Origin of the sequence: Streptomyces sp. PA03-3a (genome assembly GCF_033792735.1) — a bacterium.
In the GTDB taxonomy this organism is placed as follows: domain Bacteria; phylum Actinomycetota; class Actinomycetes; order Streptomycetales; family Streptomycetaceae; genus Actinacidiphila.
This window is the reverse complement of the sequence record NZ_JARAVM010000009.1, coordinates 165562-189981: the sequence shown is the minus strand read 5'-3', so window position 1 is coordinate 189981 and position 24420 is coordinate 165562. Positions and strand designations below refer to the sequence as shown.

Sequence of the window (24420 nt, the reverse complement as noted above, 5' to 3'; positions counted from 1 at the left end):
GGGCATAGACGCCCGGAAACACCTCTGCAACTATCGGCTCGGGCCGCGCAATTACCAAAACATTCGACGCAATTTTCTCTGCGTGGCAGCCGCATCGCTGGGACATGTCATGGCACCAACAACTCTGACGAGAGGCACAGGGACGACATGCCAAGGAAACGGTTCATCCGACGGCTGCTGGCGGGGGTGATCGCGGCCGGCCTGGTGCTGCTCGGCCAGTCGGCCCTGCCCGCCGCGGCCGCCGGCGGTCCCAACCTCGCCGCGGGGGCACCGGCCACCGCGAGCAGTTCCCACGCCGAGTACGGGGTCGCCAACATCACCGACGGCAACCAGAACACCTACTGGCAGAGCGCGGGCAGCTCCTTCCCGCAGTGGGTCCAGGTCGACCTGGGCGGCAGTACCAGCATCGACCAGGTCGTCGTCAAGCTCCCCGCCTCCTGGGAGGCCAGGACCGAGACCTTCGCGGTCCAGGGCAGCCCCGACGGCACCACCTTCTCCACGCTCTCCGGTTCGGCCGGGCGCACCTTCGGCCCCGGCTCGGGCAACACGGTGACCATCGGCTTCGCGGCCACCCCCACCCGGTTCGTCCGGCTGAACATCACCGCCAACACCGGCTGGCCCGCCGCCCAGATCTCCGAGCTCGAGGTGCACGGCTCCGCCACCTCGACCGACAACCTCGCCCAGGGCCGCACCCTCACCGCCAGCAGCGGCAACGCGCCCTACGTCGCCGGCAACGCGGGCGACGGCAACCAGACCAGCTACTGGGAGAGCACCAACAACGCCTTCCCCCAGTGGGTCCAGGTCGACCTGGGGTCCTCCGTCGCGGTCACCAAGGTGGTGCTGAAGCTGCCGCCCTCGTGGGAGGCACGGACGCAGACGCTGTCCCTGCGCGGCAGCACCAACGGCACGTCCTTCAGCGACCTGGTGGCGTCCCGCGACTACTCCTTCAAGCCGGCCGACAACAACACCGTCACGATCAGCCTGAGCAGCACGACCACCCGCTACCTGCGGGTCGACGTGACCGGCAACACCGGATGGGCCGCCGCGCAGCTGTCGGAGCTGGAGGTCTACGGCCCGGCCTCGGGTGACACCACCGCGCCGAACGCGCCCACCGGCCTGGCCTACACCGAGCCCGGCTCCGGCCAGATCCGGCTCACCTGGAACGCCGCGACCGACAACGTCGGCGTCACCGGCTACGACGTCTACGCCGACGGCGAGCTGCGCACCAGTGTCTCCGGCAGCACGCTCGCCTTCACCGACAACCAGCCCGACAGCGCCACCGTCAGCTACTTCGTACGCGCCAAGGACGCGGCCGGCAACGTCTCGGGCAACAGCAACACCGTCACCCGGACGGGCTCCGGCGGCGACACGCAGGCGCCCAGCCAGCCCGGTGACCTCGCCCTCACCCAGCCTGCCTCCGGCCAGGTCAAGCTGACCTGGACCGCCTCCGGCGACAACGTCGGCGTCACCGGCTACGAGGTGTACGCCAACGAGGTGCTGCGCACCACGGTGTCGGGCACCACGCTCACGTACACCGACAGCCAGCCCGACAGCGCGACCGTCTCCTACTACGTGAGGGCCAAGGACGCGGCGGGCAACCGCAGCGTCGCCAGCGCCACCGTCACCCGCAACGGCTCGGGCGGCACCGGCTCCAACCTGGCCGTGGGCAAGCCGATCACGGCGTCGTCCAGCACGCAGAACTTCGTCGCCGCCAACGCCAACGACAACAGCGTCACCACCTACTGGGAGGGCGCCGGCGGCAGCTACCCGAACACGCTGACCGTCTCCCTCGGGGCGAACGCCGACGTCACCTCGCTGGTGCTCAAGCTCAACCCGGACAGCGCCTGGGGAACCCGCACCCAGACCGTCCAGGTGCTCGGCCGGGAACAGGGCGCGAGCGGCTTCACCAGCCTGAAGGCGGCGGCCGGCTACACCTTCAGCCCGTCCTCCGCGAACACGGTGACCATCCCGGTCGGCGCCCGGGTCGCCGACGTACGGCTGCAGTTCACCGCCAACAGCGGCGCCGCCGCGGGCCAGCTGGCGGAGTTCCAGGTGATCGGCACTCCGGCGCCGAACCCGGACCTGACCGTCACCGGCCTGTCCGTCTCCCCCGGCACGCCGGTCGAGACCGACTCGGTGAGCCTGTCCGCGACCGTGCGCAACATCGGCGAACTGGCCTCGGGCGCCACGAACGTCACCTTCTACCTGGGCACCACCAAGGTCGGCACCGCCGCCGTCGGCGCGCTGGCCGCCGGCGCCTCGACCACGGTGACGGCGAACATCGGCGTACGGGACGCGGGCAGCTACCCGCTGAGCGCCAAGGTCGACGAGGCCGGGGACGTCATCGAGCAGAACGACACCAACAACGCCTACAACAGCCCGACCCCGCTGGTCGTCAGGCCGGTCGACAGCTCCGACCTGATCGCCTCGCCCACCGCCTGGTCCCCCGGCAACCCGGCCAAGGGCAACACCGTCACCTTCTCGGTGGCGATCAGGAACCAGGGCACGGTCGCCTCCGCGGGCGGATCCCACGGCATCACCGTCACGGTCACCGACTCCGTCTCCGGCTCCGTCGTCAAGACGCTGACCGGCTCCTACAACGGCGCCATCGCCGCGGGCAGCACCACGAGCCCCGTCTCGCTGGGCACCTGGACCGCCGCGAACGGCAAGTACACCGTCAGGACCGTCCTCGCGCCCGACGCGAACGAACTGGCGGTCAAGCAGCAGAACAACACCAGCACCCAGTCCCTGTTCGTCGGACGCGGCGCCAACATGCCGTACGACATGTACGAGGCGGAGGACGGGGTCCTCGGCGGGAGCGCCGCCCTGGTCGGACCCAACCGCACCGTCGGCGACCTCGCGGGCGAGGCGTCCGGCCGCAAGGCCGTCACGCTGAACAGCACCGGCAGCTCGGTGGAGTTCACCACCAGGGCCAGCACCAACACCCTGGTCGTGCGCTACTCCATCCCCGACGCCGCGGGCGGCGGCGGGATCAACTCCACCCTGAACGTGTACGTCAACGGCAGCTTCCTCAAGGCCGTCGACCTCACCTCCAAGTACGCGTGGCTGTACGGCAGCGAGACCGCCCCCGGCAACAACCCGGCTGACGGCAGCCCCCGCCACATCTACGACGAGGCCAACATGATGCTCGGCACGACCGTGCCGGCCGGATCGAAGATCAAGCTGCAGAAGGACGCCGCCAACGGCAGCCAGTACGCGATCGACTTCGTCAACACCGAGCAGGTCTCGCCGATCGCCAACCCCGACCCCGCGGCCTACACCGCGCCGACCGGGTTCACCCACCAGGACGTGCAGAACGCCCTGGACAAGGCCCGGATGGACACCACGGGCACCCTGAAGGGCGTCTATCTGCCGCCGGGCGACTACGAGACGGGCAGCAAGTTCCAGGTCTACGGCAAGTCCGTGAAGATCATCGGCGCGGGCCCCTGGTACGCCCGCTTCCACACGCCGGCCGGCCAGTCCAACACCGACGCGGGCTTCCGCGCCGACTCCACCGCCAACGGATCGTCCTTCTCGGGCTTCTCCTTCTTCGGCAACTACACCTCGCGCATCGACGGCCCCGGCAAGGTCTTCGACTTCGCCAACGTCGCGAACATGACCATCGACAACGTCTGGAACGAGCACACGGTCTGCCTCTACTGGGGCGCCAACACCGACAGCGTCACCATCACGAACTCCCGGATCCGCGACACCTTCGCCGACGGCGTCAACATGACCAACGGCAGCACGGACAACCACCTCGACAACATCGAGGCCCGTGCCACGGGTGACGACAGCTTCGCCCTCTTCTCGGCGATCGACGCCGGCGGGGCGGACGAGAAGAACAACCTCTACGAGAACCTGACGTCCCTGCTGACCTGGCGCGCCGCGGGCATCGCCGTCTACGGCGGCTACGCCAACACCTTCCGCAACATCCTCGTCGCGGACACCCTGGTCTACTCGGGCGTCACGATCAGTTCCCTGGACTTCGGCTACCCGATGAACGGCTTCGGGACCGACCCGACCAACCTCCAGAACATCTCCATCGTCCGCTGCGGCGGGCACTTCTGGGGCAGCCAGACCTTCCCGGGCATCTGGCTGTTCTCCGCCTCGAAGGTCTTCCAGGGCATCCGCGTCAGCGACGTGGACATCGTGGACCCGACCTACAGCGGGATCATGTTCCAGACCAACTACGTGGGCGGCCAGCCGCAGAACCCCATCAAGGACACGGTCCTCACGAACGTGTCCATCACCGGCGCCCACCGCAGCGGTGACGCCTACGACGCCAAGTCGGGCTTCGGCCTGTGGGCCAACGAGATGCCGGAGTCGGGACAGGGTCCGGCGGTCGGCTCCGTCACCTTCAACAACCTGACGATGAACGACAACCACCTGAACATCAAGAACACCACGTCCACCTTCACGATCAACGTCAACCCGTAGCGCGGGGACGCGCGGGCGCCGTGGTCCGGGCCGGTTCTCCGGCCGGGACCACGGCGCTCCGTCATCCCCGCTGCCCGCGGCCGTACGCCCACGAACCCCACCACGCCGGGATCGGCGGATCGGCGGGGGCGGACGTCGGCTGGTCCGGGTGGAGTCCGAGCCGGCGCAGGGCGTCGGCGTCGACCCGTACGCCGAAGGTGCCGTGCCAGTGCCCGTCCTCCCGGATCCCGCAGACGAGGTCGATCACCAGCTCATGGCCGGCGAAGGGCCACCAGTCGATCCCCCGGTCCCGCAGTCAACGCGCCGTCAGCTCGGCGGGCCGGGGGCAGCCCGGCAGGTTCTCGTAGCCGAAGAGGGTCACCCATGTGCCCGGTTCACGGTCCATGCCGCCATCCTCGCGCAGCACGACGGCGTGCCGCGGCGGATTTCCGCCGCGGCACGCCGTGGAGGGGACGGGGGGCCGTGCCGGCCACGGGGATGCGGCGGCACGGCCCGGATCCGGCGCCGGTCAGCGGCGGCCGCTCCAGGACTTCACGTCGACGACCCGGCGGTGGTCATTGCGCAGGGTCGCGGCGTCCCGGCGGTCCCAGACGGAGTTGCGGCGGTCCTGGAAGACGTCGCGCCGGGTGTCGCGGCCGAAGCCGGTGTGCACGCGCACCTTCGAGTGCCCGACGAGCCACACGTTGTTGAAGCGGTAGCGGTTGCCGTCGCGGTCCGACAGCGTCCAGCCGCGCAGGTTGACCGAGCCGCGGCCGGTGTTCACCACTTCGATCCATTCGCCGCCGCCGCGACCGAAGCGGCCGCCGTGACCGTCGCGGGTGTTGACGTCACCGATGACCACCCGGGAGAACCGGCCGTGGTCGCGGGTCTCCGCCGCTCCGGCCGGCAGGGCTACGGCGGCCACGACCGCTCCGGAGGCGAGGACGGTGGCGACGACACGACGAGTGATACGAGCAGACATGATGCCCCCTCAAAAAGGTGCGTTCCCAGCCCTTTCGGGCCGTTCCCGCGGTGCGGATGCTTCGGCGGTTGCCGATGACCCAACTCTGACCCAGCGGCGGCGCGCACAACCGGAACAATCGCTTCGCGTTACAGAATGCGGACATATCCGTAACTGTTAGCTGTAAGCGACATCTGTCAATCTCGGCTGAAATATCGACTGTCTGCGTGATGCAACCACCCGCCGGGCACCGCCGTGCGGGCTTTTCGGTGTCACCCACACGAGTGTCCTGATCGCCGGGCTGCCCCCGGCGGCCGGCGAAGGGCCCCGGTAACGGAGAATCGCGCCATGACGACACGCGGCACGGACCACGGGGGCGTTCCGGGGCACGACCACGGCTATCTGCTGGACAACCGGCGGGCCGAGGCGGGGACACGTTTCGCCGCCTTCGCCGAGCTCTTCGACCCGGTGACGTTCCGGCACGTCGACGCGCTCGGCGTCGGCGCGGGGATGCGCTGCTGGGAGGTCGGCGCCGGGGGCGCCTCGGTGCCCCTCGGACTGGCCGCACGCGTCGGCCCCGGCGGCGCCGTGGTCGCCACCGACATCGACGTGTCGTGGGCCCGTGCGGCCGCGGGCGGCGTCGTCGAGGTGCTGCGGCACGACGTCGCCGCCGACCCCGCGCCTCCGGGCGGCTTCGACCTCGTCCACGCCCGGCTCGTGCTCGTGCACGTCACCGACCGGGCGGAGGCGCTGCGGCGCATGGTCGGAGCGCTGCGCCCCGGCGGCCGGCTGCTGCTGGAGGACGCGGATCCCGGGCTGCAGCCACTGCTCTGCCCGGACGAGTCCGGACCGGAGCAGCGGCTCGCCAACCGCCTGCGCTCGGGCTTCCGCGCACTGATGGCCGAGCGTGGGGCGGACCTGGCCTACGGGCGGACGCTGCCGCGCCTGCTGCGGGAGGCCGGGCTGGAGGAGGTCGGCGCCGACGCGTACTTCCCGATCACGTCACCGGCGTGCGCCGCCTTGGAGGCGGCCACGGTGCGGCACATCAGGGACCGGCTCGTGGCGGCCGGGCTGGCCGCCGACGAGGAGGTCGACCGCCATCTGGCGAACGTCGCCGCCGGCGCGCTCGACCTGGCCACGGCGCCCATGGTCTCCGCGTGGGGCCGCCGGCCGCTCAGCGCGGCGGGCTCCACCCCGGGTCCCGTCCGGTGAGACCGACCAGCCGGTCCAGCGCCGGCGCGGAGTCCGGGACCGGTACAGGCCGGCCGAAGGGCCCCGAGCCGTCGCCGGATGCCGCCCGGGCGGCCGTGAGCAGGGCGAGCGCGACCTCCGTGGCCGACTCGTCGGGGCGGTGTTCGAGCCCCGTCGCCCGGGCCAGGTCCCAGCCGTGCACCAGCAGCTCGTTCAGCGCGAAACGGCCCGCGGCGTCCGCGGGCAGGGAGATCCCGCCGACCCTCGTCTCGCCCTCCCACGCCCCGGGGCCGTTCCAGGCCTCCGCCACCTCGGTCAGCAGGACGGGCAGCAGCTCGCGCCAGGCGGCCGGGAGCTCGGGGACGGAGGCGCCGGGATCGGTGTCCGTGGCCGGGCCGAAGTCCTTGCGGGCGGCGTCGCGGAAGCCGGCGCAGAGCCCGGCAATGTGCCCGATGAGGTGCGCCACCGTGTAGTCGGGACAGGGCGTGGGTGCGTCGAGGTGCTCGTCGCCGATCCGCTCCAGCAGTGCGCTCACGTCCCGGGAGGCCGGGCGGAGGTCGGGATGAGACGTCATGGGGATCTCCTGGGTCGGTTGCCGTCACCATTGAGGACCGGTGCGGTGCCCCGAATTCGTCGCCGTGCGCCGAAACTGCCTCCGTCGGTCGTGTTCCGGCAGGTCGCGACGGTGGGGCACGCACCGCGTGCCCCAGATCTTGACGGCGGGCAGTATTGGTCTGTGGGAATCCTTGGGTGTGCCAGGGCCGGGTGGGCGTGACGGGTGGACATGCGCGGCACGCTGTTCGCCGACGCCCCTGACGGTTTCCCCCGGTCCAGAGGCGACGCCTTCGCCGTCGTCGACGCACGGGGCACCGTGACGAACTGGACCCCCGGCGCGGAGCGGCTGCTCGGCTGGGCGGCCGCCGAGGCCCGCGGACCGGTGTCCCGGCTGCTGTGGTCCCGCGCCGACGGCGCCCGCCTCGCGGGCCTCGTCTGCCCCGAGCACTCGGTCTTCCTGGGCCCGCTGCTCCTGCGGCACCGGGAGGGCACGCCCGTCGGGGTGGTGCTGTGGGGACATCCCCTCGCGCCGGACCAGTGGCTGCTGCAGGCGGAGAACGCCGAGGCGGTGCGGAACGACGACCTGCTCGGCGCGCTGCTGCACGGCCTGTTCACGGAGTCCCCGTTCATCATCGACGTCTTCGACACGGACCTATGCTTCCTGGCCCGCAACGACTCCCAGATCCGCGCGACGGGCTTCCCCGACGACTTCGTCGGGCGCACCATGCGCGAGGTGTCGCCGCCCGGTCTGCTGGACACGGACGCCTTCGAGGCGCGCCAGCGCCTGGTGCTCACCTCGGGCCGGGCGATGATCGGCAGCGAGGTGCGCGGCCGCGACCCCCGCGACCCGGACCGGGACACCGTCTGGTCGGAGACGATCCTGCCCCTGCGCGGTGCCGACGGTGACGTGGTGGCCCTGGCGCACATGGTCTTCGACCTCACCACCGAGGCCCGGGCCCGGGAACGGCTCGACCTGGTCAACGAGGCCAGCGCGCGGATCGGCAGCACCCTGGACGTGCTCCACACGGCTCAGGAGCTGACGGACGTTGCGGTGCCGCGGTTCGCCGACTTCAGTTACGTCAACCTGCTGGACACGGTGCTGGGCGGTGAGGAGCCGCTGCCCGGGCCGGTCGCCGAGACGGTGCCCCTGCGCCGCGCGGCCGCGACCATGGTCCCCGACGGCCCGGCGCGGACCGTGGTCTCGCCGGGTGAGGTGGACCGCTTCGCCTCCACGCCCGGCACCCCGGCCGCCCGGGCCCTGGCCACCGGGAAGCCGGTCCTGCTGACCGGCGAGGAACTGCTGGTCGAGCTCGAGGCCGCCGATCCCGCCCGGGCGCAGCTGATCCGCGGCTTCTCGGTGCGGTCCTGGCTGCTGGTGCCGATGTTCGCACGGGGGGCGGCGCTGGGCGTGGTGCTCTTCGTACGGTTCAGCCGGGCCCACTCCTTCGAGGCGGACGACGTCCTGCTCGCCCAGGAGTTCGTCGCGCGTGCCGCGGTCTGCATCGACAACGCCAGCCGCTACACCCGTGAACGCGCCACAGCGATGACCCTGCAGCGCAACCTCCTGCCGCAGCGGCTGCCGGTGCTGACGACCGTGGAGACCGCCTCGCGCCACCTGCCCCGCGGCGGCCACGCCGGGCTCGGCGGCAGCTGGTTCGACGTCATCCCGCTCTCCGGCGCGCGCACCGCCCTGGTCATCGGCGAGGCGGGCGGGCGCGGGCTGCACTCGGCGGTGTCGATGGGCCGGCTGCGGACGGCGGTGCGGACGCTGGCGGACCTGGACATGGCGCCCGAGGAACTGCTGACGCATCTGAGCGACCAGGTCAAGCGCTTCCAGGACGAGCAGGGCGGGCCCACGCCCGGGGCCACGGCCCCGACCTGCCTCTACGCGATCTTCGACCCGACCACCATGCGCTCCGTGATGGCGAGCGCCGGACACGCGATGCCGGCGCGGCTGAGCCCCGACGGCGAGGTGTCGGTGGGCGGGACCCCGGCTACCCCCGCGCTGGGCACCGGTGGCGTGCCGTTCGAGTGCGCGGAGATGGCCCACACCGACGGCGACCTCCTCGCCCTGTACACCTACGGGCTGCTCGCCCCGGAGTCCGGGGGCGGTGCGGTGGTGCGGCTGGGCGAGGCGCTGGCCGGGGCCGGTGCCTCCGCCGGGAGCGAGCCGGGCGAGGTAGCCGACGAGACCCTGCGCCGGCTGGTGCCCGGCGGGCAGCCCGGGGAGGAGGTGTCGCTGCTGGTGGCGCGGCTGCACCGGCTGCCGCCGGACCGGTACGCGACCTGGGACCTGCCGGACGCGCCGGAGTCGGTCGGGCGGGCGCGCGGGCTGGTGACCCGGAAACTCACCGAATGGGACCTGGCCGAGCTGGAGTTCACCACCGAGCTGCTGGTCAGCGAGCTGGTCACGAACGCGATCCGCTACGGCTCGCCGCCGGTGCGGCTGCGGCTGATCCGCGACCGGCGGCTGATCTGCGAGGTCGGGGACGGCAGCAGCACCTCGCCGCACGTCCGTCGCGCCCTGGAGACGGACGAGGGCGGGCGCGGGCTGTACCTCGTCTCACAGCTCGCTTCGCTCTGGGGCACGCGCTACCACGCCCGTGGCAAGACCCTCTGGGCCGAGCAGCCGCTGCCCGCACCGGACGGGACGCCGGACGACGCCTGACCGCCGTCGGGGCCGACGGCGGTCAGACGGCCGGCGGGTCAGGCGGCCCCGGTCCCGCACACGCCACCGGTGACGGCGGGGACGGGCTGCTCGGTGACGGGCGCGACACCTGAGGTGCTGCGCAGCAGGAGCAGCGCCGCGTCGTCGTGCAGCCTGCCGCCGACGTGGTGCAGCAGGTCCTCGTGGAGCGCGGCCAGGGTGCGCGCCGGTTCGTCGGTCAGATGCCGTGCGACGCGCTCGTCCAGGGGGTAGAAGCGGCGGCCGTGGTCGCGGGCCTCGACGACACCGTCGGTGTACAGCAGCAACTGGTCGCCCTCGGAGAACGGCAGTACCTGGAGCTCCGGCTCCTCCCCGGCCAGCGCGCGCAGCCCGAGCGGCGGGACGTGGCCGGAGGACTCGACGGCGACGACGTCGCCTCCGCGCAGCAGCAGCGGGTGGGCGTGGCCGCAGTTGACGACCTCCATGCGGCCCGGGCGGGGGTGCCCGACGACGACCGCGGTGACGAAGTCGTCCGGGCCGAGGTTGCGGGCCAGACTGCGCTCGATCCGGTCGACGACGTCGAGCAGATCGGGCTCGTCGTACGCCGCCTCGCGGAACACGCCCAGCACCAGGGCTGCGGTGCTCACCGCCGGCAGTCCCTTGCCGCGGACGTCGCCCACGATCAGCCGCACCCCGTAGGGCGTGGGCACCAGGGCGTACAGGTCGCCGCCGATCCGGGCCTCCGCCGCGGCCGCGCTGTAGCGCACGGCGACCTGGAAGGGGCCGACCGTCTCCGGGACGGGCAGCAGCAGCGCCTGCTGCGCGGCCTCGGCGACCGAGCGGACGGCCGCGAGCACGCGTTCGCGGCGCTTGCGGAGCGCCGCGCCCAACCCGCTCGCCACGGTGACCGCGGTCAGCGCGCCCAGCACGATGGCCAGCTTGTCGCCGGGCGTGTCGTTGTAGGCGCCGAGGACGGCGGCCATCGCCACGGCGAGCACACCGGCTCGCAGCACGCGCCCGGGGCCTCCGACGGCCGCGGCGAGCGCCGGGCCGACGGCGAGCAGCGGCAGCCAGTCCGGGCCGCTGCCGCTGCCGCTGACGAAGGCGACGAGGGCCACCGCGCAGATGATCAGAAAGGGCGTTCCCGAGGCGGCGTGCCACGCCGGCCGGCCGCCGCGCCGCTGGTCCGGGGCTTGACTCATGTTCGTCCGCAATCCCTGCCTGTGTGAGGCGTCACACCACTGCCGTCCGTTTCGACCAGTTAATGGGTGTATGCGGCCCGGCCGCAAGGGCGGGGATTTCAGATAGTGAGCGACAGCCCCCGGGTCACGCGGCTCGCCGTCGCGAGCAGCTTGGCGCGCACCTCGTCGCGCGCGGCGACCCGGTCCGCGCGGAGCGAGACACCGAGCGAGCCCAGGGTGCCGCCGCTGTAGACGGGCACCGCGACGCAGACGGTGCCGAGGGCGTACTCCTCCAGGTCCATGACGGCGGGCGGGGCCGGTACGTCCTCGAGCCGCCGCAGCAGTTCGGTGCGGCGGGTGATCGTGCGCGGGGTCAGATCGGCCAGCGGGTGGCGGGAGAGGTAGTCCTCGCGGGACTCCTCGTCCAGCTCGCGCAGCACGCACTTGCCGAGCGCGGTGGCGTGTCCCGCGTCGTCGAAGCCCACCCAGAGGTCGACCCGCGGGGTGCGGGGCCCGTCGACGATGTCCGCCACCCGGATCTCGCCGTCCTCGTAGAAGGTCAGATAGGCGGCGGCCGACAGGTCGTCCCGCAGCGCGGCCAGCGCCGGCCGGACGCGGCTGAGCGGCATCTGCGGACGGCTGGCGGCATGCAGGGCCTCGAGCTTCTCGCCGAGGGCGAAGCAGCCGTCGTCGAGCTTGCGCACATAGCCGTCGTGGGTGAGGGTCCGCAGCAGGTGGTAGGCGGTGGCGAGCGGCAGTTCCGTCTCGCGCGCCAGCTGCTTCGCCGGCGCGCCGGACTCGTGTGCGCCCACCGCCTCCAGCAGGCGGAAGGCCCGCTGGACGGACGTGATGAGCGTCGGCCCGCCCTGAGCAGCCATGCCTCCAGCCTGCGCCCCCCGCGGGGCCCGGGCAAGCGCCGGGGAACAGCGGGATCGTCCTCGACGGCGGCATCCGGCCGGTCGCGCCCTGGCCCGGCCCGCCCGGCGCGCGGCCCGCCCCTCGGCCCGGAGACGGCCTTCGGACAGGGCGGCGTCACCGCCACCCCCGTCCGGGCAGGACATCGAGACCGCCACCCTCGACCTCGAGGCACCCCCCGCACCCGCCGCGGCGATGAGTTCCGGGGGCCCGCTCCGTCATCAAGGGTGAGGGCGACACCACCGGAGGCATTCGATGATCGACAAGCAGTTCACCGCCGTGTTGCGGAAGAGCCCGGCCAAGGGCGGCTGGACCTACGTCGTGTGGCCCGAGGCCGCGGAGTTCTTCGGCACCCGCGGGCTGGTCAAGGTACGGGGCACGATCGACGGGCAGCCGTTCCGCAGTTCGTTCATGGCCCTGGGCGACGGCACCCACAAGCTTCCGGTGAACGCCGGGATCCGCAGGGCGATCGGCAAGGGCGAGGGGGACACCGTCACCGTGCGCCTGGAGGAACGGCTGGACCGCTGAGGGGCGTGCGGCCCGTTCAGCCCGTCTCCGCCAGGGCGCGCACCGTGCCGGCCAGGGACCGCCAGGCCAGGGCCGAGTCAGGCGTGGCGGCGTGCGGGGAGCGGAAGTCGCCGAGGAAGGCGGCGACGTCCGCCAACCGCCAGCGCAGTCCGTGGAGGGCGAGGGCTTCGGGATCCGGGCGGCGGCCGGCCGCGTCCTGGTAGCGGTCGAGGTCCTCGGGCCCGGTGGCGACCAGCCACAGATCACGCTCGGGCAGGGCGAGTCCCACGGTGTCCCAGTCGACCAGCGCGTACCCCGCGCCTTGGCGCAGCAGGTTGCCGGGGTGCGGCTCGCCGTGGGTGACGACGCGTGCGCTTCCCGCGCCCTCGAGGGCGCCGGCCCGCCGGTCGAACTCGTCGAGCCGCCGGCGGAGCACCGCGGCGTGCTCCCTCGTCAGCTCCCTGGCCCGCCCGGCGTACGGGCCCCCGAGCCAGGGGTCGCGCAGCCCTGCGAGTGCCGACTCCAGGGCGGCGCGCCCGGGGAGCGCGAGCCGCACGCGTGGGGTGGGCTGCGGAGGAGGCGTCCGGTGGAGCAGGGCCAGGGTGTCCAGCACGGCGCCGCGTTCGCGCGCGCCCAGGCGGTCGCCGAAACGCCCGGCGACGCCGTCCGCGTGGGGGAAGACGCTCACCCCATACCGCGCGCCGACGCGGTGCACCGTACCGCCGCCCACGGCGGGGACGGGCGCGACCACGAAGTCCCGTCCCGCGCGCTCCCGCAGGGCGAGGGCGGTGTCCATGGCCCGGCTCAGTCCCTCGAAGGCGGCGTCGGCGCCCGCGCCGCAGTGGCTCTTGTGCGCCAGGTCGGCAACGGTGACGAACCACCGCCGGCCGCGGGTGTCGGCCGCCGTCCAGTGGTAGTCGCCGAAGCCCACTGGTTCGTATGTCCATGACGCCACGTCGATCCCCCACGTGCGCAGCGCGGCACCCAGCTCCGGCTCGCCGATCCCTTCGGGCCGTCCTCTCATACGGCGACCCTACGAAGCGGCTTCCGCCCGGGTCCAGGGCGGGGCGGCGGCCGGGGGAAGGCGCATGCGGCATAGAGTGCTGATCATCCGTCCCCCCGGAAGGATCGACGTGCATGTATGACGCACTCCTCGCCGAGACCGTGACCGTCACCGGCCACGGCGGCGACCTGATCGAGGCGTACTCCGCCCGCCCCATGGCCCCCGGTCCCCTCGGCGGCGTCGTGGTGATCCACCACATGCCCGGCTACGACGACCCCACCAAGGAGATCACCCGGCGGTTCGCCGCGGAGGGCTTCGCGGCCGTCTGCCCGAACCTTTACAGCCGTGAGGCGCCCGGCGCCTCGCCGGACGACGCGGCCGCGGCGGCACGCGCGCGGGGCGGCGTGCCCGACGAGCGGTTCCTGGGGGACGCCGCGGGCGCCGCCGCGTACCTACGGGGCCTGCCGTCGTCCAACGGCAAGGTCGGCGTGATCGGTTACTGCTCCGGCGGGCGCCAGGCCTTCCTCGCCCTGGCCTCGCTGGACGTGCAGGCCGGCGTGGACTGCTACGGCGCCTTCGTCGCGGGCCGGCCGCCGGAGGGCTTCCCGCTCCAGGTCGAGCCCGTCGTCCACCTGACGAAGGACCTGCACGGCCCGCTGCTGGGGCTGTTCGGCGCGGAGGACAGCTACCCCTCCCCCGAGCACGTCGCCGAACTGGAGGCCGAGCTCAAGGCGCAGGGCAAGCCGTACAAGTTCCACACCTACGAGAACGCCGGCCACGCCTTCTTCGCCGTGAACCGTCCGAGCTACCGCAACGAGGCGGCGGTCGACGGCTGGTCGAAGGTCCTGGCCTTCTTCAGGGAGCACCTCTGATGTGCACGTACCTCACCGAGAAGATCCGCATCGACGGCAGCGGCAAGGGCGCCCAGGGCTACTTCGGGCTGACCGAGGCCATGGTCTACGTCGACCACCCGCAGCACGCGCCGTACGAGCACACCGTCAACATCGACTTCCTCAACCCGGCGCTGGGGGCCTCGGCCCGGGTCGCCGTCGAGCTCACCGAGGAGGCGGCACTGGCCCTGGTCGACGCGATCCGCTCCGCGCTGGCGGCGGCCCCGCCGGGGCTGGCCTCCTCCGGGCAGGCCGCGCCGGCGGCGCACTGACGGAGCGGGCCGTCACCCCGGGACCGTGACCTGGATCAGGGCGTGCGTGCCGCTGGTGCGCCACGCGGTGCCGCCGGCGTCCAGCCGGGCCACGGTCTCGGGGGCGAGCCCCGCGACGGTGTCGGACTTGAGGGTGCGCAGGGTGGCGACCGGCCCCGGGAACCAGGCGGTGACGTCCGCGAACGGCACGGTCGCGGGCCAGAGCCGGTCGTCCACCAGGCGCCGGTAGTTGAGGTCGCCCTTCATCACCGTCAGCCGCGCGGCGGCGAAACGTTCCCGCAGGTCGTCCGGCATGTCGCGGTAGCCGAGCGGCGCGCACGCGAAGGGGTGCGCGGTCAGCGTGAGCCGCCCCTCGCGCAGCGCGGCGAGCAGCCGTCCGCCGATGCGGGCCGCCTCACCGGGGGCGGCGGTCATCCGGCGCAGGCAGGACAGGACGTCCTGGGTGGTGGCGTCGGAGACGTAGTAGGGGCGGGGTTTGACGAGCAGGTCGACCTCGCGGGCGCGTCCGCTCGCGAGGAGGTCGTCGACGAGGGCGAGGTCGGCCAGGATCTCGCGGGCGCTGTTGTCGGTGACCACGACGACCGTGCCGCCGTCCAGCAGGGACCACAGCCGCACCGACTCGTCGGCGACGAACGTCCCGGAGGCCTCGGGGGCGGCCGCCTCGGCCACCATGGTGAAGCCGAGGTCCGCCTGGTTGCCCCACACCGCGGCCGCGAGCAGGACGTGTTCGCGGTCGTCGGGGGCGAGCCCGGGCAGCTCGTCGAGGGCGGCGAGGTCGGCGGCGAAGCCGGGACCGTCCAGTTCGGCGTCCTTGAACGGCGCGAACAGGTCGACACCGTGCCACGCCCCGGGGGCGAGGTAGCCGGCGGGGTCGAGCAGCCGGCGGTAGAAGTACGACTCCGACCACAAGAAGGGCAGTTCGGCCCACGGCCGCCCGAAACGCCCTTCGCCCCACTCCTCCCACGCCGCCCGGTCCGGCGCGTCCCGCGGCAGCCCGGCGACCGTGCCGGAGCGCGACTCCTCCAGCAGCGCCGCGAAGGCCCGGCGGCGCTCCGGCCCGTACGGGACGGCGTCCAGGATGCGGCTGACCAGCACGGGGTGCCGGTCCTGGAAGACGCTCCGGGCGAAGGACCCGGGCTCGTCACAGGTGATCGGCGGTGCCGGCGGGAGCGCGGAGCCGGGGAGGCCTTCGGGGTGTCCACCCATACGGCGTCGTCCTCCAGCGGTCGGGGGCGGGGGCAGCGTCCGCGGGCATTCTCACAGGAAGCGGAGGAGAAGTGGGGCACCCAGGCCGTACGCGGGCGCGCGGCACGCGCGGTTCCCCTGCGGCGCTGTGTGGGGCACTCTGTCCGCGGCGGGGAGACGGGGAGCGACGGGGAGGGCCCATGGCCATGGTGCGTGAGGTGGGGGCGGACGGCGGCGCGCCGCCGGCGACGGTGGCGCTCGTGGAGGCGGGGCCGCGGGTGACGGACGTCGTGCCCGTGCTGGGCCGGCTGACGGGACGGGGCGAGGAGCACTGCCGGATCCTCACGGGCCGGGTGCCGGTGGCGGTACTGCGCGACGTGCCGCAGGAGCATGCCGAGGCGGCCGTCGCCGCACTGCGCGCCGCCGGGGCCACCGCGGAGATCGGGTGGCCCGGCGGGTCCTCCGGCCTCGCCGGGGCCGGAAGTCCGGCAGGGGCCGGAAGTCCCGTGCGGGTGTCGGACCTCGACCGGGCCCTCACGCAGGGACGGGAGCGGCCGCTGCCGCCCGAGGTCGAACGGCTGCTGCGGGACGTCGGCGCTCCGCCGCGGCTCGCGGCCCACCTGCGGCTCGTGCACGACGTGGCCTGCGAACTGGTGGAGTGGGTCCGTCAGTACAGCCCGGACCTGGTCGTCGACCGCGAGGCCGTGCTCTTCGGCGCGGCCACCCACGACATCGGAAAGGCGCTGCACGTGGCCGAGTTGTCGGGGCCGGGCAGCGCCCACGAGGGGGCGGGCCGCGCGCTGCTGCTGGCGCGGGGCGTCGCGCCGCGCCTGGCGCGCTTCGCGGCCACGCACGGGTCGTGGACGGACGGGGCCGTCACCATGGAGGACCTGCTGGTGAGCGTGGCCGACAAGGTCTGGAAGGGCAGACGCGTCACGGAACTGGAGGACCTGGTCGTCGACCGGCTGGCCGGGGCGACCGGCGACGAGCGCTGGGAGGTGTTCCTGGCGCTGGACGGATTCCTCGGCGAGGTCGCCGCCGACGCCGACCGGCGCCTGGCCTTCCACACGGCGTTCCCCGTGGCCCGGGGCGTGGGGAGCCCCGCCGCCCTGGGGCCCGGACCGGGCGGCTTCTGAAGGGCGGACGCGGCGGCGGCGCGGTCAGCAGTCAGCACGGTTCAGCGCGGTCAGCGGAGGTGCCGCGCGAAGAAGACGGCCGCCTCCCCGCCGACGCGGTGGCGGACCGCCGGGTCGGCGGGCTCCGGCCCGGGGAAGTCGTCGTGGCGGACATGCGCACCGGCGCAGCGGCCGCTCGCTGTGGGGATGCGCTGCACGTAGGGCCTGGTGTCGGCCTCGTACGGGTTGACCGTGTCCGCACCGCCCCAGCGGATGCCCCCGGGCACCCGGACCGCCGCCAGGATCCCCGGCGTGACAAATCCGCCCACGCCGGGGGCCACTTGGAAGACCGCCCGCACCCGTGCGTCCGAGAGATCCGCCCCCGCGCCGTCGATCGCCCGCCGTACCGAGAGGTCGTCGGGGTATTTCTTGCGGTACGCCTCGAGCACCCCGGGGAACTCGGGGATGTCCGGCAGCGGTACGTCGCCCGACAGCACGGCCCACAGCACGTCGGTGTCGAGGCGGGCCTCGGCGAGCGCCACGTCGTTCCCGGGCGAGTGCGTCGAGGGCGAAGGAGACGTCCCGCGGCCGCTCCCACTCGGGGAGGAAGCCCTCCGGCTCGTATCCGTCAACGGAGTCGTTGCCGTGGTGGTCCAGGGCCAGTACCCGAAGACCCGCCTCGCGCAGCGGACGCACCAGCCACTCCATGTCGCCGCCCGAGCCTCCGGTGCCGTGCGAGACGACGACCAGCGGGGCGGGCCCGGCCGGCGGTGCGTCCGGCTCCCACCGGTGGATCCGCACCGCGCGCGGACGGGCCGGCTCCCCCCAGTCGGGGCGGGACTCGTCGTACAGGACGCAGCGGCTGTTCGGGCCCGGAGATCGCCATGACGCCGTCGTAGGGAGCCGGCCCGGCCGGGTGGCCTCGCGGCCTCGTGGCGTCAAGCCGCCGGGGCGGGCGGAGTCAGGTCGTGCAGCAGGAAGTGGACTTGTGTGTCCTCGACCGTGTCCGCCCACAGCCCCTCGGCGTCGAGAACGGAGGCGGCGACCAGGCGGGCCTCCGCGACCAGCCCGGGGTGGGCGTCGAAGCCGGGCCATGGCAGGACCGGGAAGCCGTTGGCCTCGCCGAACCGCCGTACGCGGTCCATGTCCCCGACGGCGGCCGGGGGCAGCGAGTCGTTCGCCCAGGACCAGAGCCAGGTGCCCTGGGTGAGACTGACGCTGCCGATCATCGTGATCCGGCCGGTGAGGAAAACCTCCCCGCCGCGCGACCAGGCGATGCGGGCGTCATCCAGCGTCCATTCGTGCCGCACGTCACCCGAGAGCCCGAAGCGCTCGACCATGAGTGCCTGCCGGGTGCGCGCTCGCTCGCGCGCCGCCAGGACGGCCTCCTCCCAGGCGGCATGGTCGTGCTGCGTCATGGGCCCTCGCCTCCGGGGTCGGTTTCCCTGCGGATCCTTTCACCGGGCCCAAGGCGCTCCGGCGGCGGGTCCTTTCGGCCGTTCGGGTATCCGCCGCGAATCGGGCGGCATCGGCTCTTGCACATCGGGTAGGCGCGGCATCACGGCATTGTCCGTGACACCCCCGAACGCTTCCTCCGGAAGGAGTCGAGACGATGGGCTGGTGGCGAAGCGCCGCTTGCGCACAAGAGGATCCGGAACTGTTCTTCCCGGTCGGCTCGTCGGGCCCGGGTGCGGGGCAGGAGGCCCGCGCCAAGGCGGTCTGCGAGAGGTGCCCGGTGGTGGGCGACTGCCTTGACTGGGCACTCGCCACCGGGCAGTCCGCGGGTATTTGGGGCGGCACGTCCGAGGAGGAGCGCCGCGCTATTCGCCGCCGCTCCGCCCGCACCAGGTGAGCGCCCCGCGGACCCGGTCACGGTGTGACGGGGCGGGGGTCGGTGCCTGCGGGCGCCGACGGCGAAGACCTCGGGCTCTCCCCGCGGCCCGGCACCCGGGGCCCGGACCCCACCTCGACGGCGGCCCCTCGCCTGTCCGGCAGGGGCCGCCGAGGTGCGCTCGCGGGCGCCGCACCCGCCGTCGTCGCTGATCCGGCGCCGGGACCGGATCAGCGACGACGGCGGGTGCGGCGCCGACGGGCCGTGCCCGGGAGGCGTACGGCCACGACCAGCGTGACGAGCCACGTCACAACAAAGGCGCAGACGACGGCCAGCAGGGTCGTCACGGTCGCGGCGATCAGCAGCCCCAGGCACACGATCGCCAGCAGCGCCAGCAGCAGGGCGCGTGGCCGCCGCAACAGGTCGGCCGGGCCCGGGTGTGCGTCCGGCTCCGGGTCCAGCCGCATGGTGCGCAACTGACGTTCGAGCACGTCGTCGTCGCGCATCAGGTCCTCGATCTCCGCCAGCGCACGCCGTTCGCGCTCCGTGAGCCCCGAACCCTCCATCACCGCCCCCTCCACCACCCGCCCATGCCTGTCACTTACCCCGAATGGCGGAAGGGATGAGGGGTACCCGGTCGCGGAGTCGCAGAATGTGCCCGCGTCGTGACGGAGGGATCCCGATCATGTTGATGGCCCATCCCGTGGTTCTGCACATGCTGGTCGAGCAGTACGAGGCGCTGCGGGCGGCGGACGCCGTGACCGGTGGGAGCGACGGCCCCGAGGCGCGCCGACGGCTGGAGGACGCGGCGTACACGCTGTGCGTGGTCACCGGGACCACGGACCTGGAGGCCGCGCTCGCGGCCGCCCGCGGCAGGGTGCCGGGGGCACGGCCGGCGGACGGCGCCGTTCCCGGTTCCTGAAGTCGGCCCGCGTGAGTGGCCGACTCCCGGGTACGCGCCCCTCAGCGCAGACGGCCCGAACCGGGAGGAACGCATGACGACGAACGCCACGCCCCCCAACGATCCGGTGCCCCCGAGCCCCACACCGTCGCCCGGCCCCACGGGACCGGAGCCGGGCCCCGCACCCGGGCCCCTCCCGCCGGGCGGCCCGGACCCGCTGCCGCCGACGCCCCCGCCCCACGGGCCGGACCCCGTCCCCCCGGACCCCACGCCGCCGGGCCCCGGGCCCGAACCGGGGCCGCTCCCGTCACCGGGACCCGCTCCGCAGCCCGCGACCTGAGGAAGACGAACCGCGGCCGCGGAAGACGCACGGCCCCGTCCGCCACGGCGAGCACGACCGGCCCGCAACGCTGAGGTTCGGGTCAGCCCCCGCATGTCGTGGCGGACCGTGGGCTCGACACATCAGCATCGCGCCCGACGGCGGCAGGTGCGGCCTCGCCAACCGGCGGCGAGCCCGTGACGTGGAGCTTCGTCGAGTCACGCCCGACATCGTCGCGCCAGGTCGTGGACGGTCCGGTCGCCATGCGTGAAGGCCACCTTCGGACCCGCGACATGCGCCCGTCCCCGATCCGCTGCGTCGATGCCCGGCCCGAGCCACGTCGGTTTTCCGACGTCGACACGCATTCGACTGCTTCACTGGTGGCGTGGAACTCGTCGAGGGACCGGTCAAGTGGGACCCGCAGCACCACGCCGTCGGCACGAAGTCCCACGATCGGCGGTGCGCCTGGGGCTCCCCGTGTCCAAGGGATGCGTGCTGGAGCGTGCTTGTGAAGGACAAGGGTGGCGAGAGTCGGTGGGCTGTCTGTGAAGAGCACCGCGCTTCGTCGGCCGTCCTGAACTCCTCGCCTCCCGTTTGTTCATGTTCGCCCGCCGAGGCTGAGGCTCGGCCGACAGGTGACTTGTAAGTTCGGGCCAGGCTCCATTGGTTGACGCGCCCACAGCCCCCCGGGCAGGTCAGCACAGTTCAGCTCGGTCGGGTGATCGACTGAACGGCCTCTTCGTCCCGAAGCCATGGGACCGGCTTCGTGACCTGCGGCCAAACCATTGACGGCCGCGTGCCGCACGGCCGGCGTGGCGTCGTCCAGAAAGGCGGCGACTGCCTGGAAGAAGAGCGGCCGCAAAGCCCGTACCGCCTCGATCTCCGGCGAGACCTCGCCCCGCCTCCGTAGCTTGGCGTACAACTCGTCATCGGTGTCGTAGACCAGTGAAGCCAGCCATTCGAGCAGTTCCACACGGAGCAGGCTGCGGCGTTCCCCTCTGACCGGGCCGTCCCAGGAAAGTAAGTCCCTTCAACCTCGGTACTTGGCTCGGGAATGATCGCGGCAATGAACAACGCCGCAGGGACCGTGGCCCGGGAGACGCCATTTGAATCGCGTAGGCAATTGAGATCCTTGTCCACGACGCGCGCGTGGACGACGGGATCGGTAGCGTCACCGGCACATGCTACGGAGGGCCATCAGATGTGGCTAAGGCGCTTGCCGTCGAGGCCACTTCTCCGCCAAATCCCGCCGATACTCCACCACCCTCGGCGCCCTGCGCCAGGAACGCGCCGATTCCCGCGCCGCCCAGGAGCGCGACGTCCTCGGCCTGGACGACATCGGGCCGGCCAAGCGCCGGCCTCCGGGTGATCCGGCTGCACGATGCCCGGCACGGCTGTCCCACGCTGCTGACCGCAGTCGGCGTCACGCCTCGCGTCGTAATGGAGATCCTCGGGCACTCTCAGATCGCCGTCACGATGAACGTGTACACGCACGTCGTGCAGAACACTCAACGTGAGGCCGTCAGACACATGGACCGGCCGCTCCGGAGGCGTCCCGGCCGTGAGTGAGCGTGGCCGTTGATGTCGGATCCGGGAGTCAAAAACCCCCAGCCATGACCGGCTCGGGGTCTTCTCACTGGTGGGCGTGGACGGTTTCGAACCGTCGGCATCTGCCCTGTAGGTGCAGTCAAGTCGGCCTGCGATCGGGGCAGACACCACTACGTCGACTCCAGAATGCGGTCGAGGGTACGGCGCCCCATTGCGCTCATCGTCGGATTGCTCTCGACGTAGTACCAGACAAGACCCATCGCCTGTTCGAAGGCCCATGCCTTGCCCCGCTCCCACTCCAGATCGTCGCAGGCCAGTGTCCGCCGGAGCACTTCCCGTGGGCCCGGTTGCAACAGGTGCCAGGCGCTGACCAGATCCAGCGCCGGGTCGGCCGGGCCGAAGCCGCCGGTGTCGAGTACGCCGCTGAGCCGGTCTCCCGCGACCAGTACGTTGCCGGGGATCAGGTCACCGTGGCTCATCACATCGGCAGCCGTGCGTGGCAACTCCCTTAGCCGACTCCACACTAGGCGCAGCCGGGGTACGTCGAGCAGGTCCTCGCTCTCCTCGAAGCACTTCGCCATCCAGTCGTCGTGGTGAGCGAGAACGCCGCCACGGTTGTCGCCGTCGAAACGCCGCCCCCGCGTCTCGGCGGCCCGCAGGGCCGCGATGAAGGCCGCGAGGTCCTCGGCGAATGCGTCCGACCCACTGGGGTCGGCGTCGAAGGCGACCGTTCCCGGCAGCCACGTCTGGACCGACCACGGCATGGGGCAACCGGCTCCGGGCTTTCCCAGGGCGACGGGTTCCGGAACGGGGAACCGGGACACCTGCGCCAGCTCCGCGCTCGCCTGGGCTTCCCGTTCCAGGACCGTGAGCGCCTCCGCCGCATCGGTCAGACGCAGCGGGAACCTCGCGGAGAGGTCGTCCCCGATGCGGAAGATGGCGTTGACCGTCCCGGTCGACGACTGGAGTCGGATCGCCTTGCCGCTCCACTGAGGGAACTGCTCCCGGATCAGGGCCGCAACGATGTCGGTGGTGACGTCGACTTGGTCGTCGTGCATGGTCATTCTCGCGGGGCCTCTCCGAGTCCGAGGTGAACAGTCCCGTGCGAAGCGCCGCCGGCAGGCCGGATCGACGGAGACGACAGCCAGTATTCATGCGCCGCGGTCTGGATCAACTGAAATTTTCGGGTACCCAGGCGTCTCACCCGTTCCGGCCGGCCCCAGGCCACAGTCGCGGCTTAGGAGGGTCCTCGGGCACTCCCCGGTCATCTCGGCTGCGGCACGTGCAACTGGAAACGGCGTCAAGGCGTCCTGCCAGATCATGAGCCGAGCCGAGTCGCGGTCGTATGCATGGATTCCCTGGGTCAGTGCAACCGTCTTCGGGATGTTCGCGGGCTACGGAGCCTGGCTGCCGGCCTTCAGCGCGCGGGGCGTACTGCGATGCCGGGATGGGGGCCGGCGACAGGTTCGGGTTCTGGTACGTCGAGCTACCCGAGCACGTAGTCGGCTACGGACTGTGTGCACTCGTCCTGCACGGCGCCGCCTGGTTGCCGACCTTCCGTGTGCCGACCGCACTACGGGTGTGTGCGTCGATGGTGCTGGTCACGACGACCCTGACCTTCCTGGCCTGGTGGTACTTCAGGACAGAGGGAACGCTCGACGGCACTTTCAGCGATTCCGGGCTGTGCCCGCCCAGCAACATCCCGCCGTGGTGGCCCGGCTGGATCCCCGCCTGACCCGTGTCGCCCACGCGGCAACACGATGGGCTGGCCCGTAGGTGATCTCCACGCCGCTTACGATCAGAGGCCGCCCTCCTCCGTTCCCGGCGATCCTGCGAGGCCACCGTACGTGCACACCCCTGCCGACCACCTCGAACTGGCGCGGACCGAGAGCGACTGTTTCGTCCTGCGTCGACTTGCGCGCTGTCCTTACCCCTTTGTCTGGCAGGCCCTGGCGGCCAGTCCCCACACGGCGCCCGACACCTTGGCGGAGCTGAGCGCGGCCCGAGACAGCGCTTGGAACGACAACAGGCTCCTGTGTCTGCTGGCGGGCCATCCCAGCGCCGACAGCGCGGTCCTGCGAGCCGTCCACGCTGCCGTGGCGGCGAAGCTCGCCGAGGGCGAACGACCGTATGCCGCCGTGCTCACGCTTGCAGGACGTACGGAGATCGAGGCGGAAGAGGTGCGCCGACTCGGGACCTTCCGAGGGGATTCCTCTCGCCTGCGCGGCCGGCTCGACCGCGCCTCGGCGCCGCGGATGACCCGTTGCCCACGTGCGTCGATCCGGAGGTGACGATCCCGGTATTCGGCGGGGCCCGTACGCTGACCGCTCGGGCCGCCGCCCTGCCTGACGGCGCCCGGACACGAGAGGCGGAGGAACGATGGAGCTGCTCCGGTCCGACGACGCGGGCGGGCCGCACGGTGGAGACGCGACGTACGCCGGCGCGGTCGCGGCCTGGCCCGTGACGGCACGGGAGGTCGCCCTGTGGTGCGGGCGGCACGAGCACCCGCTGGCGGGCGCGGTGGTCGCGGGCTGGCGCGACGCGGAGGACGTCGAGGCGTACCTGCTGTACGACGGACCCGAACTCGTCGGCTACGGCGAACTCTGGCTGGACGCCGAGGAGGACGAGGTCGAACTGGCCCGCGTCATCGTCGCGCCCTCGGTCCGCGGGCGCGGCCTCGGGCGGCGTCTGGTCGCCGGGCTGACCGCGCGGGCCCGGCTCACCGGCCTGGCGGAGGTCTTCCTGCGCGTGCACCCCGACAACGACGCCGCGCTGCGCTGCTACCTGGGGGCGGGCTTCGCCCCGGTCCCCGCGGAGCAGGCGGCCGAGTGGAACGTGCCCCAGCCGGTCGCGTACCTCTGGCTGCGGCACGGGAACTGACACAGCGCCACCGAGGGCCGAGGGCACACAGCGGTGCGCGCCGTCGACCACTCCGACGCGATGCATTGACATGTCCGCCTCACACGCCGAGGCTTGAGAG

23 protein-coding genes and 2 pseudogenes are annotated in these 24420 nt (G+C 72.7%); 13 read left to right on the top strand and 12 right to left on the bottom strand.

Annotation, left to right across the window (positions count from 1 at the left end):
* Nucleotides 1–147: 147 nt before the first annotated feature.
* A complete protein-coding gene (locus PV342_RS13900; RefSeq protein WP_400807763.1) occupies nt 148–4440 on the top strand; it encodes a discoidin domain-containing protein in 4293 nt (1430 codons plus the stop codon).
* A 61-nt stretch (nt 4441–4501) separates the two neighbouring features.
* Here PV342_RS13900 and PV342_RS13895 read toward each other — a convergent pair whose 3' ends face one another.
* Nucleotides 4502–4687 carry a hypothetical protein gene (locus tag PV342_RS13895; RefSeq protein WP_018562534.1) on the bottom strand — a complete coding sequence of 62 codons (186 nt, stop codon included), beginning with the start codon at nt 4685–4687 and terminating at the stop codon, nt 4502–4504.
* 261 nt (nt 4688–4948) lie between these two features.
* A complete protein-coding gene (locus tag PV342_RS13890) occupies nt 4949–5401 on the bottom strand; it encodes a lamin tail domain-containing protein (RefSeq protein ID WP_386993160.1) in 453 nt (150 codons plus the stop codon).
* A 327-nt stretch (nt 5402–5728) separates the two neighbouring features.
* On the opposite strand from PV342_RS13890, the gene PV342_RS13885 reads away from it, so the two are divergent.
* On the top strand, nt 5729–6592 hold the full coding sequence (locus PV342_RS13885) for a methyltransferase domain-containing protein (protein ID WP_400798453.1): 864 nt from the start codon (nt 5729–5731) through the stop codon (nt 6590–6592).
* On the opposite strand, the gene PV342_RS13880 is transcribed toward PV342_RS13885, so the two are convergent.
* Complete coding sequence (locus PV342_RS13880; protein WP_500317286.1) at nt 6555–7145, bottom strand: TIGR03086 family metal-binding protein; 591 nt, start codon at nt 7143–7145, stop codon at nt 6555–6557. The two genes, PV342_RS13885 and PV342_RS13880, sit on opposite strands and share 38 nt — an antisense overlap.
* A 210-nt stretch (nt 7146–7355) precedes the next feature.
* Between PV342_RS13880 and PV342_RS13875 the strand changes: the two genes are divergently transcribed.
* Nucleotides 7356–9794, top strand: a complete 2439-nt coding sequence (locus PV342_RS13875) for an ATP-binding SpoIIE family protein phosphatase (protein WP_500317285.1) — start codon at nt 7356–7358, stop codon at nt 9792–9794.
* A 38-nt stretch (nt 9795–9832) separates the two neighbouring features.
* Here PV342_RS13875 and PV342_RS13870 read toward each other — a convergent pair whose 3' ends face one another.
* Nucleotides 9833–10975: a PP2C family protein-serine/threonine phosphatase gene (locus tag PV342_RS13870; RefSeq protein WP_500317283.1), complete on the bottom strand. Its 1143-nt coding sequence runs from the start codon at nt 10973–10975 to the stop codon at nt 9833–9835.
* Between the two features lie 98 nt (nt 10976–11073).
* Complete coding sequence (locus PV342_RS13865) at nt 11074–11832, bottom strand: IclR family transcriptional regulator (protein ID WP_391576199.1); 759 nt, start codon at nt 11830–11832, stop codon at nt 11074–11076.
* Between the two features lie 292 nt (nt 11833–12124).
* On the opposite strand from PV342_RS13865, the gene PV342_RS13860 reads away from it, so the two are divergent.
* Nucleotides 12125–12397 carry a DUF1905 domain-containing protein gene (locus PV342_RS13860; RefSeq protein WP_329183805.1) on the top strand — a complete coding sequence of 91 codons (273 nt, stop codon included), beginning with the start codon at nt 12125–12127 and terminating at the stop codon, nt 12395–12397.
* A gap of 16 nt (nt 12398–12413) precedes the next feature.
* Here the strand turns inward: PV342_RS13860 and PV342_RS13855 are convergent, their stop codons facing one another.
* Nucleotides 12414–13400, bottom strand: coding sequence for a phosphotransferase (locus PV342_RS13855; RefSeq protein ID WP_400798439.1), 987 nt, complete (start codon nt 13398–13400; stop codon nt 12414–12416).
* A 113-nt stretch (nt 13401–13513) separates the two neighbouring features.
* Between PV342_RS13855 and PV342_RS13850 the strand changes: the two genes are divergently transcribed.
* Entirely contained in the window at nt 13514–14251 is a 738-nt protein-coding gene (locus PV342_RS13850; protein ID WP_400798436.1) for a dienelactone hydrolase family protein, read from the top strand.
* Entirely contained in the window at nt 14251–14541 is a 291-nt protein-coding gene (locus PV342_RS13845) for a DUF6295 family protein (protein ID WP_329183808.1), read from the top strand. Before PV342_RS13850 ends, PV342_RS13845 begins: the two co-directional genes overlap by 1 nt.
* A 12-nt stretch (nt 14542–14553) precedes the next feature.
* On the opposite strand, the gene PV342_RS13840 is transcribed toward PV342_RS13845, so the two are convergent.
* Complete coding sequence (locus PV342_RS13840; protein ID WP_400798433.1) at nt 14554–15747, bottom strand: damage-control phosphatase ARMT1 family protein; 1194 nt, start codon at nt 15745–15747, stop codon at nt 14554–14556.
* A 491-nt stretch (nt 15748–16238) separates the two neighbouring features.
* Between PV342_RS13840 and PV342_RS13835 the strand changes: the two genes are divergently transcribed.
* The gene (locus tag PV342_RS13835) at nt 16239–16862 is read left to right on the top strand and encodes an HD domain-containing protein (protein ID WP_400798489.1); all 624 of its coding nucleotides are present in this window, start codon (nt 16239–16241) and stop codon (nt 16860–16862) included.
* 50 nt (nt 16863–16912) lie between these two features.
* Here the strand turns inward: PV342_RS13835 and PV342_RS13830 are convergent, their stop codons facing one another.
* Together PV342_RS13830 and PV342_RS13825 are read right to left on the bottom strand one after the other, a co-directional pair.
* The gene (locus PV342_RS13830) at nt 16913–17383 is read right to left on the bottom strand and encodes a type 2 periplasmic-binding domain-containing protein (RefSeq protein WP_400798430.1); all 471 of its coding nucleotides are present in this window, start codon (nt 17381–17383) and stop codon (nt 16913–16915) included.
* 396 nt (nt 17384–17779) lie between these two features.
* Nucleotides 17780–18259, bottom strand: coding sequence for a DUF6882 domain-containing protein (locus PV342_RS13825; RefSeq protein ID WP_400798427.1), 480 nt, complete (start codon nt 18257–18259; stop codon nt 17780–17782).
* 194 nt (nt 18260–18453) lie between these two features.
* Here PV342_RS13825 and PV342_RS13820 point away from each other — a divergent pair, with 194 nt between their 5' ends.
* The gene (locus PV342_RS13820; RefSeq protein ID WP_400798424.1) at nt 18454–18693 is read left to right on the top strand and encodes a WhiB family transcriptional regulator; all 240 of its coding nucleotides are present in this window, start codon (nt 18454–18456) and stop codon (nt 18691–18693) included.
* A 209-nt stretch (nt 18694–18902) separates the two neighbouring features.
* On the opposite strand, the gene PV342_RS13815 is transcribed toward PV342_RS13820, so the two are convergent.
* Nucleotides 18903–19238 carry a DUF3040 domain-containing protein gene (locus PV342_RS13815; RefSeq protein WP_018562518.1) on the bottom strand — a complete coding sequence of 112 codons (336 nt, stop codon included), beginning with the start codon at nt 19236–19238 and terminating at the stop codon, nt 18903–18905.
* A gap of 119 nt (nt 19239–19357) precedes the next feature.
* Here PV342_RS13815 and PV342_RS13810 point away from each other — a divergent pair, with 119 nt between their 5' ends.
* Nucleotides 19358–19594: a DUF5133 domain-containing protein gene (locus PV342_RS13810; protein ID WP_400798421.1), complete on the top strand. Its 237-nt coding sequence runs from the start codon at nt 19358–19360 to the stop codon at nt 19592–19594.
* A gap of 896 nt (nt 19595–20490) precedes the next feature.
* On the opposite strand, the gene PV342_RS13805 is transcribed toward PV342_RS13810, so the two are convergent.
* Nucleotides 20491–20865, bottom strand: coding sequence for a hypothetical protein (locus PV342_RS13805; RefSeq protein WP_400798418.1), 375 nt, complete (start codon nt 20863–20865; stop codon nt 20491–20493).
* Nucleotides 20866–21115: 250 nt separating this feature from the next.
* Here PV342_RS13805 and PV342_RS13800 point away from each other — a divergent pair.
* Nucleotides 21116–21229, top strand: a pseudogene (locus PV342_RS13800) (replication initiator); the annotation flags it as partial.
* 13 nt (nt 21230–21242) lie between these two features.
* Nucleotides 21243–21461: pseudogene (locus tag PV342_RS13795) on the top strand (tyrosine-type recombinase/integrase); the annotation flags it as partial.
* Nucleotides 21462–21610: 149 nt separating this feature from the next.
* On the opposite strand, the gene PV342_RS13790 reads toward PV342_RS13795, so the two are convergent.
* Nucleotides 21611–22504 (bottom strand): aminoglycoside phosphotransferase family protein, encoded by an 894-nt coding sequence (locus PV342_RS13790; RefSeq protein ID WP_400798415.1) that lies wholly within the window; start codon nt 22502–22504, stop codon nt 21611–21613.
* A gap of 383 nt (nt 22505–22887) precedes the next feature.
* Here PV342_RS13790 and PV342_RS13785 point away from each other — a divergent pair, with 383 nt between their 5' ends.
* Both PV342_RS13785 and PV342_RS13780 read left to right on the top strand, forming a co-directional pair.
* Nucleotides 22888–23175, top strand: a complete 288-nt coding sequence (locus tag PV342_RS13785) for a hypothetical protein (protein ID WP_400798412.1) — start codon at nt 22888–22890, stop codon at nt 23173–23175.
* A gap of 644 nt (nt 23176–23819) precedes the next feature.
* On the top strand, nt 23820–24320 hold the full coding sequence (locus PV342_RS13780; RefSeq protein WP_400798409.1) for a GNAT family N-acetyltransferase: 501 nt from the start codon (nt 23820–23822) through the stop codon (nt 24318–24320).
* Nucleotides 24321–24420 lie beyond the last annotated feature (100 nt).

Excerpts from the sequence above, each read along its gene's own strand:
- PV342_RS13900 (WP_400807763.1), top strand. The coding sequence starts at position 148 with ATGCCAAGGAAACGGTTCATCCGACGGCTGCTGGCGGGGGTGATCGCG.
- PV342_RS13890 (WP_386993160.1), bottom strand. The coding sequence starts at position 5,401 with ATGTCTGCTCGTATCACTCGTCGTGTCGTCGCCACCGTCCTCGCCTCC.
- PV342_RS13885 (WP_400798453.1), top strand. The coding sequence starts at position 5,729 with ATGACGACACGCGGCACGGACCACGGGGGCGTTCCGGGGCACGACCAC.
- PV342_RS13880 (WP_500317286.1), bottom strand. The coding sequence starts at position 7,145 with ATGACGTCTCATCCCGACCTCCGCCCGGCCTCCCGGGACGTGAGCGCA.
- PV342_RS13875 (WP_500317285.1), top strand. The coding sequence starts at position 7,356 with ATGCGCGGCACGCTGTTCGCCGACGCCCCTGACGGTTTCCCCCGGTCC.
- PV342_RS13870 (WP_500317283.1), bottom strand. The coding sequence starts at position 10,975 with ATGAGTCAAGCCCCGGACCAGCGGCGCGGCGGCCGGCCGGCGTGGCAC.
- PV342_RS13865 (WP_391576199.1), bottom strand. The coding sequence starts at position 11,832 with ATGGCTGCTCAGGGCGGGCCGACGCTCATCACGTCCGTCCAGCGGGCC.
- PV342_RS13860 (WP_329183805.1), top strand. The coding sequence starts at position 12,125 with ATGATCGACAAGCAGTTCACCGCCGTGTTGCGGAAGAGCCCGGCCAAG.
- PV342_RS13855 (WP_400798439.1), bottom strand. The coding sequence starts at position 13,400 with ATGAGAGGACGGCCCGAAGGGATCGGCGAGCCGGAGCTGGGTGCCGCG.
- PV342_RS13850 (WP_400798436.1), top strand. The coding sequence starts at position 13,514 with ATGTATGACGCACTCCTCGCCGAGACCGTGACCGTCACCGGCCACGGC.
- PV342_RS13845 (WP_329183808.1), top strand. The coding sequence starts at position 14,251 with ATGTGCACGTACCTCACCGAGAAGATCCGCATCGACGGCAGCGGCAAG.
- PV342_RS13840 (WP_400798433.1), bottom strand. The coding sequence starts at position 15,747 with ATGGGTGGACACCCCGAAGGCCTCCCCGGCTCCGCGCTCCCGCCGGCA.
- PV342_RS13825 (WP_400798427.1), bottom strand. The coding sequence starts at position 18,259 with ATGACGCAGCACGACCATGCCGCCTGGGAGGAGGCCGTCCTGGCGGCG.
- PV342_RS13820 (WP_400798424.1), top strand. The coding sequence starts at position 18,454 with ATGGGCTGGTGGCGAAGCGCCGCTTGCGCACAAGAGGATCCGGAACTG.
- PV342_RS13815 (WP_018562518.1), bottom strand. The coding sequence starts at position 19,238 with ATGGAGGGTTCGGGGCTCACGGAGCGCGAACGGCGTGCGCTGGCGGAG.
- PV342_RS13810 (WP_400798421.1), top strand. The coding sequence starts at position 19,358 with ATGTTGATGGCCCATCCCGTGGTTCTGCACATGCTGGTCGAGCAGTAC.
- PV342_RS13790 (WP_400798415.1), bottom strand. The coding sequence starts at position 22,504 with ATGACCATGCACGACGACCAAGTCGACGTCACCACCGACATCGTTGCG.
- PV342_RS13785 (WP_400798412.1), top strand. The coding sequence starts at position 22,888 with ATGGGGGCCGGCGACAGGTTCGGGTTCTGGTACGTCGAGCTACCCGAG.
- PV342_RS13780 (WP_400798409.1), top strand. The coding sequence starts at position 23,820 with ATGGAGCTGCTCCGGTCCGACGACGCGGGCGGGCCGCACGGTGGAGAC.